This is a genomic window from Devosia sp., assembly GCF_017307565.1.
Classification (GTDB): Bacteria; Pseudomonadota; Alphaproteobacteria; order Rhizobiales; family Devosiaceae; genus Devosia.
In genome coordinates this window covers 1-3,321 of the sequence record NZ_JAFKHD010000292.1, presented here as the reverse complement: position 1 = coordinate 3,321, position 3,321 = coordinate 1, and the positions used below count along the sequence as shown (strand labels likewise).

General features: G+C 62.8%; 3 protein-coding genes and 1 pseudogene. All 4 read left to right on the top strand.

The annotated features are described in order from the left end of the window. On the top strand, positions 1 to 634 hold a 634-nt coding region (locus J0I64_RS08800; RefSeq protein ID WP_291407229.1), incomplete at its 5' end, for a response regulator transcription factor. A 101-nt stretch (positions 635 to 735) separates the two neighbouring features. Then, a complete protein-coding gene (locus tag J0I64_RS08795) occupies positions 736 to 2,427 on the top strand; it encodes a sensor histidine kinase (protein WP_291407228.1) in 1,692 nt (563 codons plus the stop codon). Positions 2,428 to 2,499: 72 nt separating this feature from the next. Beyond that, complete coding sequence (locus tag J0I64_RS08790; protein WP_291407226.1) at positions 2,500 to 2,964, top strand: serine/threonine protein kinase; 465 nt, start codon at positions 2,500 to 2,502, stop codon at positions 2,962 to 2,964. 142 nt (positions 2,965 to 3,106) lie between these two features. Beyond that, positions 3,107 to 3,321, top strand: a pseudogene (locus tag J0I64_RS08785) (PTS fructose transporter subunit IIA); the annotation flags it as partial.

The following is a 3,321-nucleotide window of genomic DNA, read 5'->3' as shown; positions in this document are numbered from 1 at the left end:
GGCGACCTATACCGATGGCGCCTCGGGTCTTGAAGGCCTGACCAATGACCGACCTGATCTGGCCATTCTCGATATCAAGATGCCGCGCATGGATGGCATGGAGCTGCTGCGTCGCCTGCGCCAGAAGTCCGACGTGCCGGTGATCTTCCTCACCTCCAAGGACGAGGAAATCGACGAACTCTTCGGTCTCAAGATGGGCGCCGACGATTTCATCACCAAGCCTTTCAGCCAGCGCCTCCTGGTCGAGCGCGTCAAGGCGATCCTGCGCCGCTCGGCGCCGCGTGATCCCTCCGCCGCCGCCGGACCCACGGGCGAACCCGTGCTGGGCAAGGCTCTGATCGAGCGCGGCTCGCTGGTGATGGACGAAGAGCGCCACACCTGCACCTGGAAGGGCGAGCGGGTCACTCTCACGGTCACCGAATTCCTCATCCTCCAGGCGCTCGCCCTGCGTCCGGGCGTCGTCAAATCGCGCAACGCGCTGATGGATGCGGCCTATGACGATCAGGTCTATGTCGATGATCGCACCATCGACAGCCACATCAAGCGCCTGCGCAAGAAGTTCAAGGCAACCGACGACGATTTCGAAATGATCGAAACGCTCTACGGCGTCGGCTATCGCTTCAAGGAGCAGTAAGAGACTTCGTGGCCACGATCGATCCTCACCTCGAGGGAACGCGCCCCGCTCGGGACGCCGAGCCTGCCCCCGCCTCAAAGGGGGGCAGGCGCGCCTGGCGCATGGCCCTCAAGCCATTGGCCCAGGTGATTGTGGCGCTGCGCCGTTTCATCGATTTTACGATCTTCTCGAGCCTGACGCGCCGGATCATCGTGCTCAATCTCGCCGGCCTTCTCGTGCTGGTGGTGGGTATTCTCTACCTCAACCAGTGGCGGGCGGGCCTCATCGATGCGCGCGTGCAATCGCTGCGCGTGCAGGGCGAAATCATCGCCGCCGCCATTGCCGCTTCGGCCACGGTGGATAGCGACGTCATCTCGGTCAATCCCGATCGCTTGATCCAATTGCAGGCGGGTAATGTCTCCCCGCTCTCCTATTTCGATCCTTCGCTGGAATTTCCGATCAGCCCGGAACGGGTCGCCCCGCTTCTCAGGAACCTGATCACCCCGACGCGGACGCGGGCCCGCATTTATGACCAGCAGGGCCTGCTCATTCTCGACAGCGACAATATCTATGCGCGCGGCGAGGTCATCCGGCAGCAGATCGATACGTCGAAAACCCAGCACTTCTTCCTGCTCGACTGGTGGAATGCGGCGGTAGCCTGGGCACCGGGCGACAATTTTTCAAAATACCAGGAATATGGGGCCGACGAAGGCACGCGTTATCCGGAGGTCGCTTCGGCCCTGCAGGGCGCGCCGGCCGACTTCGTGCGCGTCGATGACCACAACCAGCTGGTCGTCTCGGTGGCCGTGCCGGTGCAGCGCATGCGCGCCGTGGTCGGCGCCATCCTGCTCTCGACGGCCCCCGGCGACATTGACTCGGTGGTGTCCCAGGAGCGCTGGAGCATCCTGCGCATCGCCCTGATTGCCGCGGCCGTGCAGATCGCGCTGTCCTTGCTGCTCGCCGGCACCATTGCCGGTCCGATGCGACGCCTGTCGGCTGCCGCCGAGCGGGTGCAGACGGCGGGAAATGCGCGTGCGGAAATCCCCGATCTCACCGATCGCCCCGACGAAATCGGCCATCTTTCCGGCGCGCTGCGCCGTATGACCGACGCGCTCTATAATCGCATCGAGGCCATCGAGCGCTTTGCCGCCGACGTGGCGCATGAGCTGAAGAACCCGCTGACTTCACTGCGTTCGGCGGTCGAAACCCTGCCGCTGGCGAAAAAGCCGGAGGATCGGGCGCGGCTCAACGACATCATCCAGCATGACGTCAAACGGCTCGATCGCCTGATCACCGATATTTCGAGCGCCAGCCGGCTCGATGCGGAGCTGGCGCGCGAAAGCGCCGAACAGGTCGATATCGAAAAACTGGCCGAGGCCATGGTCGGTATCCAGAAGGACGTGGCCGCCGGCCGCGGCGTCGATGTCGTCATGGGCAAGCGGCTCGGCCGCGGCTCGACCATGATCGCCGGGCATGAAAGCCGTCTGGCGCAGGTCTTTGCCAACCTGATCGACAATGCCGTTTCCTTCTCGCCACCCGATGGCACGGTGACGGTGGCGGTCTCGACCGAGACCGACATGATCGTCGTGACGGTGAGCGATGAAGGGCCGGGGATTACCGGCGATGTCAGCCGCATCTTCCAGCGCTTTTACACCGACCGGCCCGAGACCGAGAGCTTTGGCAATCACTCCGGCCTTGGTCTTTCGATCTCCAAGCAGATCGTCGATGCGCACAAGGGCACGATCAAGGCGCAGAACCGCACGGATCGCTCCGGCGCGCTCTTCACCGTGTCGCTGCCCAAGACGCGGCGGTAGGTGGTGCCCTTTGGTCGGTATTGAGTGCTCAGGAGTCCCTCTCTCTATTCGGCGGAATGGAGAGAGCCGACGATGACCCGCGAAAACATCCACGCGACCGCCATCCTGCTCGATGGCAAGGGTGTACTCATCCGTGGACCGTCTGGCTCTGGGAAGTCGCTGTTGGCGCTTTACCTTCTCGATGCCTTTGCCTCACGCGGTCGCGAGGCGGCACTGATCTCCGATGACCGGGTCGATCTGGAGCTGGAGGGTACAAAAATCCGGCTTCATGCCCCCAAAACCATTGCCGGGCTTATCGAACTGCGTGGTCACGGCATTGTCAGACGGCCCCATCGCGACGGGGTAACACTCGATCTGGTGGTCGATCTGGTGCCCGCTCTTGAACGGATGCCCGAGGAACACGATTTCAAAGTAAGGCTTTTGGGCCTGGAAATCGCCCGTTGCCCGGTGCCGCAGGCGGGTGTGATTGGAATCGAACACCAGCGTCTCTTGATCGAAGAGGCGCTGGGCGCAATCGCTATACCCTCTGGGGGGTGACAATTTATCGCTTGCAACCCGTGGCATCGGGGTCAAGACTGGCGCCCGCTCCCAAATGCGCCCGGTGCAGGGAGCGGGGGCTTTTGGGACTGGGATGGGGTTACGTCCTGGAATTGACGCAACCATCGTCTGGGGAGAATGCATGATCGGGTTGGTTCTGGTGACGCATGGCGCGCTGGCTGATGAGTTCAAGCTGGCGCTGGAACATGTTGTTGGGCCCCAGGAGCAGTGTGAGACCATCGCCATCGGTCCTGAAGACGATGCCGAAACCCGGCGCGAGGACATTTAGGCCGCGATCGACCGACCCGAAACCGGCGACGGGCTAGCTGTTCTCACCGATATGTTTGGCGGCACGCC